At 42.3% G+C, this 6,012-nt stretch carries 2 protein-coding genes and 1 pseudogene; all 3 read right to left on the reverse strand.

What is annotated here, in order from left to right:
* Positions 1-171: 171 nt before the first annotated feature.
* Positions 172-2,265 (reverse strand): annotated as a pseudogene (locus AB4623_RS10610) (type I secretion system permease/ATPase); the annotation flags it as partial.
* An 89-nt stretch (positions 2,266-2,354) separates the two neighbouring features.
* Entirely contained in the window at positions 2,355-3,716 is a 1,362-nt protein-coding gene (locus AB4623_RS10615; RefSeq protein WP_017083706.1) for an HlyD family type I secretion periplasmic adaptor subunit, read from the reverse strand.
* Entirely contained in the window at positions 3,713-5,827 is a 2,115-nt protein-coding gene (locus AB4623_RS10620) for a peptidase domain-containing ABC transporter (RefSeq protein WP_102258476.1), read from the reverse strand. Before AB4623_RS10620 ends, AB4623_RS10615 begins: the two co-directional genes overlap by 4 nt.
* Positions 5,828-6,012: the final 185 nt, after the last annotated feature.

Here is a 6,012-nt window from a genome sequence, read left to right on the forward strand (position 1 = left end):
TTTAGGCAACAACGCCGTTCCAAGGTGAAAAAGCCGTTTTTTGATTTTCGAGAAGACATAATAAAGGCTCAAAAAGTGTGTCAACACACACTTTTTGGGTTGAGTGAATGTCAATGGTTAAAGCTCACACCATCCATATTTCTTATAACAACGTAGATTTCAATTTATAAATCAGCCGCCAATTTGTTGCTTCCATAATTTTGCATAAAGACCTTCCTTCTCAACCAGTTCATCGTGAGTCCCACTTTCACAAACTTGGCCTTTATCAAGAACAAGAATATTATCCGCATGACGAATGGTGTTAAGGCGGTGTGCGATGCTAATTACGGTTCTATCTCTACAAATCTCTTTCATGTTGCTCATGATGGCAGCTTCAGAGTTGTAATCGAGTGCTGACGTTGCTTCATCAAGCAGTAAAATCCTAGGGTTAACGAGTAGGGCTCTTGCTAACGCAATACGTTGACGCTGGCCGCCAGATAGAGAGCCCCCTTTTTCCCCAACGGGCTGATTAAACCCGTGGGGAAGTCCTTCAATGAATTCCAAAGCACCGGCAAGCTGCGCAGCATTGCGTATTTCCTCATCAGTAGCTTGAGGCTGACTTAGGCGGATATTTTCTGCAACGCTCCCAGAAAAAAGAATACTTTCTTGTAATACCACACTCATGTTGCGACGTAGCGAAATTGGGTCGGCTATCGCGAGATCCATACCGTCTACCAATACTTGACCATGTTGAGGGACATACAAACGTTGCAATAGCCGGGTGATGGTACTTTTTCCTGAGCCTGATGGCCCGGTGATGCCGATAAACTGGCCCGGTTTTATTTCTAACGATAAGTTGGCCAACACTTCGGGAGAGTCTTCGTGATAACGAAAGCGAATGTTACTAAATTCGATGCCTCCATTGAGTTCAGGAACAGAAGCTAACCCTTGTTTACCATTTTCTTTTGGTTCATCAAGAATATCGCCCACTCGCTTTAGTGCAATAAGAGTATGTTGGAAGTCTTGCCAAATTTGCGCAAGTCGAAGTACCGGCTGAGTCACGTGGCCGGCCAACATATTGAAGGCCACCAATTGTCCGGGTGTGAGCTCACCGTTAAGTACTTCGCTGACTCCCCACCACAGGAGCAGTGCCGCAGTCAGTTTCTGTATCAGCCCGATGCCTTGCCCTGCAATGAGTCCTGATTTTTGAGCATCAAAGCTACGGTTTAGTTGTTGGCTGAGGATATGTTGCCATTGATGTAAAAATCGATGTTCAGTCGCTGTGGTTTTAATGGTTTCAATGCCTGTTACTGCTTCCGTTAGAAAGGTCGTGGCATCGGCATCCGATTCGTATTCTGATTCCACTTTTTTTCTTATGATTGGACCAGCAATAAGCCAAAGTAAGAAATAGATAAAAAGTGAGCCGATTACTAGCCAAGTCAGAGTCTTGGCATAATGGAACATAACAGCAAGAAAGACGGTAACAAAAATGAGATCGAGCAATAACATCAACGTCGAACCGGTCAAAAACTGGCGAATTTGCGCCATTTCACGAACTCGAGCAATGATTTGTCCTGTCTGACGCTGCTTGAAATAATTGAGGGGGAGGCCGACTAAATGGCGATAAAGGCGTCCTGATAGCTCTGCATTTACTTGACTTGCGAGGTGGCCAAATACGGTATTGCGCAAGTAACTGTATGCTGGCTCTGCAATGGCAAGAGCAAGCATCGCTATGGCGAGCACATGTAAACTGGACAAGCTGCGACCGACTAGCACTTTGTCGATGACATTTTCAAACAACATCGGGCTCACCAGTGCGAATATTTGAAGGGCAATAGCATAAATAAACACATCTCGCATTTGGCTCTTTTGACGCCAAATAGAGGGGGCAAACCAGCTAAGGCCAAATTTCACTTCTTTGCTACTTAGTCTTTCATCCGCGACCAACATTACCTTGTACGTTGATGAGTGACTACTCGGACTAAGCTCACTCTGCTGCTCCAATTGAGTGGCTGGATCATATAAAAGAGAGGAACCGTCCGCTGATTTTGTGAGCACTTTCCAACTATTGTCGATTTCAATTAAAACGGGCAGTGGAAGGGTATCTAGCTCGTTCGATTTTACTTTCGTTACTTGACTTTTCAGGCCAATATAATCTGCAGCTTCCCTTATTTCCAAGTCATTTAAATTGGAATGACTGACGCCTAAAGCATGCTTGAGCTGTGTCTTGGTCGACTTTTTGTGGAAATAGTTACCCGCATAAACGACGGCGTCGATTCCGCCATTATCTTGTGTGATAGAAGCGTCCTGATTGATAGAAGCATCTTGAGTGGTAGAAACGCTATTTTCCGTTGTTGATAAGGTCATATCCATACTTACCTCTCTCTTAGCGATTCTGCTTGGTATTCACGTATTGGGCTCAGCAGGTAGTCGATAACACGACGTTTATCCGTTTTTATTTCCGCAACGACGGACATGCCTGGTGTCAACTCAATACTTTTACCGTTGATTAAGATGTTGTTATTCTTAAGCTTAACTTGGGCTGGGAAAATGAGCCCCAAGCGTTCGTCTGTAGTAGAATCACGAGAAATACTCAATAGCTCAGCTTCGATAGTACCGTAACGAGTGTATGGAAACGCATCTACTTTTACTGTCACTGGCTGTCCTGGGTAAACAAAACCTACGTCTTTATTGAGAATTTGTATTTCCGCCTGCTGTACTGCATTTTCAGGGACAATAATCATTAAATTTTGTGCTGGTTGAAGTACTGCTCCTAGCGTGTAAATACTGAGTTGCTGAACCGTACCATCGACAGGAGAACGGATGATTTCTAACTGTTCACGCTCACGAACTTTAGACAACTCCTGAGCTAAACCCCCGAGTTGCAATTTCGCTTGTTTTCTTTTTTCGAGCCATTCTCTGTGTTTTTGTGCTTTGAACCCCGTCAGCCTTTCTTCAAGACTATGGTATTGCGACTTTAGAACCTCTAATTCAGCTCGTTGTTGCGACACTTGGCGCTTAACTTCCAGTAGCTCTTTTTCTTGCTCTAGATACTCTACGTGTCCAATGACTTTTATTTGATTCAACGTTTTTCGTGCCGCGAGTCTCTGACTAATATTTTCGGTTAACTGAATTAATGCGTTGATGTCACTTTGACGAGCCGCTTGTGATGTTTTGTTGACCTGCATTTCTGCTTTGATACTTGCCAGGGTCGACTCATATTCACGTTTCTCACTCAAGAAGTTTTCATTGATCAACGCTTGTTGTTCGAGTGGTAAGGCCGAAAATAATAGGTCCTTAGAGAGTGGCAGGCCACTATTCAAAGATTGGTATCGAATTAGGTCATTAGTTTGAAATTCAGACTGAGTGATTAAACGGGTAATGTCTTGATTGATGCCTAGGGTATCAAGAGTAAGAAGCGGCGCGCCTTTTGTCACTCGTTGCCCATCTTTTACGTGAATAGAGAGAACCCGGCTCTGCTCATAAGATTGAATCACTTGTGAGCGGCCAGAGACAACGAAACGTCCGGTAGCTGTCGCTTGTATATCTAATTTCCCCCAATACGCCCAAATTAAGACGGCAACGACTCCCAAGCTGAGCGTGATGGCCGTTATGCGAGCAAATGGTGAAGGAGGACGTTGTGATAAGGCGAGGTGCGCAGGCAAAAATTCGTAATGCTTCTCAGTCGCTTGGTTTATTCTAAATTTGGCTAAGAATCGCTTGATGACACTTTTCATGCGTTTGAATCCTCTTGCTTGAGCTCTTGCTGAAGTTGCCATAATTGTTTGTACTGTTTGCCCAATGTGATTAACTGTTGATGGTTACCTTGCTCGACGATATTACCTTGGTGTAGAACGATAATTCGGTCGCAATCTCGTACGGTGGATAACCGGTGAGCGATAGTGATGACCGTACGGCCCTTCGCGATATTTGCCATATTGGATTGAATCAACGCTTGTGATTCGTCATCCAGTGCACTCGTGGCTTCATCCAGGATCATGATTTTGGGATCTGAAAGTAGAGTTCGCGCAATCGCCAGGCGTTGTCTCTGTCCGCCAGAAAGGGACTGCCCACCTTCGGCTAAGATCGTGTCATAGCCGATTGGGAGCTTCATGATAAATTCGTGAGCTCCAGAAAGTTTTGCCGCTTCGATAACCTCTTCTAAGCTAGCTTCAGGCTTCGATTGGGCAATATTTTCGCAAACACTTTTGTTAAATAGATAGTTTTCTTGCAGAACTATGCCGATTTGTTGGCGCAGTTGCTGGATGCCAATTTGATTAAGTGGTGTGTTATCAACCGTTATTAACCCTTTTTCTGGGCAGTAGAGTCGTAGCAGTAATCGAGCTAGAGTACTTTTCCCTGAGCCTGATGTTCCCACAACGCCTAATGTTTCACCTGCTTGGATATCTAGCGACAAGTTGTTCAGGGTCGGTGGGATATCTGGTTGGTAACGAAATAGGATGTTTTTGAACGAAATTGCGCCTTGTAATGCAATCGTATCGCTCCCTGTGTGCTGCTCCACAGGTAAATTAAGCATGTCTCCCAATTTTTCTAGTGCCACGCGCGTTTGAATAAATTGCCCCCATAACTCAACCATGCGTGATAAAGGTTGGGCTATATGGTTTGTCATCATATTAAAAGCGATCAGTTGTCCGATAGTCATTTCCAATGACAGTACTTCTGTTGCCCCTAACCACAGAACTCCAACACTTGTTACTTTCTGGATGAGTTGAACGACATGGTTGGATCGGTTGTTGAGTTGCTGAACCACGTACCCAGTAGAGACCATTTTTTCCGTTTGATCGTCCCAACGGCGAACAAAACGAGGCTCTACGGCTAAGCTTTTTAGAGTTTCACTGCCAGCCACTGTCTCTGTGAGAAAAGAGGTATTTGCAGCGGCGTGCGTAAATTGCTCTTCTACCGCCGCTTGCATTCGAGGTGTAAGCCACCAAGCGAGCAATACGTAAAGAGGGATGGTTGCAATAAATAGCCATGTGAGAGGAGGTGAAAGCAAACTCATTACATAGAGAAAGACAAACATGAACAAGAACTCGACCGTTAAAGTAAACATCGAGCCTGTTAAGAATTCTCGTACAGTATCAAGCTCGCGCACGCGAGTTACGATAGCGCCTACTTGACGTGTTTTGAAGAACATCAAAGGAAGGCCAAACAAGTGCTTTACTAACTTAAGTCCTAATTGAATATCAATTCTATTGGCTGTGTGCGCATATTGATATTCGCGTAAGCCGCGAAGTAGAACCTCTACAATGCCAGTGATCACAAGCCCTATCACAAGCACATCAAGGGTTGACCAAGCTTGATGTACAAGCACTTTATCCATCACAACCTGAAAAAATAGCGGTGAGATTAAGGCGAGTATTTGCAATACAAAAGAAAACAAAAAAATTTCCCCGAGTATTCTTTTGTGTTGCAAAAACTCAGGAATGAACCAGGCGATATCAAAACGTGATTGAGCTTGTTTTATCTCCAGCCATCTGTGGTTCCAAATTGAATTGAGTTCGTTATACGAAATTATTTCAGGAGTTTCTTTATTAGGTCTTTGTATTAAACACTTATCTTTATTAGATTTTGCTAAAGTTAATGGTAAACCTTCCATATCGAATAGAATCGAAGGAGTTTTTACTTTATCTAGACTTTTAAATTGTGAAAACTTAGCTGATACTTTGATTTCTTTTTCATTTTCTATTTTTTTAATAAAATCAAAATAATTCATTTCTTTAATTTTTGATATGTCGTTTTCCCCATTGATTATGTCCTTTTTGCCATCTTCAATTAATTTCAGGTGAAGGTTTATGCATAATATTATCATTGTTTCTTTAGCTGTCATTTTGCATTCTAATTAGATTTTTTAGAGGTTTTATACTAGCATTTGATATATTTTCCAGCAAGTTTTCGTTTTATTTTTATATTTAATTTCATTGTATCTTGTTGATTTTATTGAGTTAATTTTAATTTAATTTGGTTTTTTTGATTTAAATTTGCTTGTTTCTATTAACAATTCAATTTATTTCA

Source organism: Vibrio sp. 10N.222.52.C12 (assembly GCF_041474215.1).
Classification (GTDB): domain Bacteria; phylum Pseudomonadota; class Gammaproteobacteria; order Enterobacterales; family Vibrionaceae; genus Vibrio; species Vibrio crassostreae_C.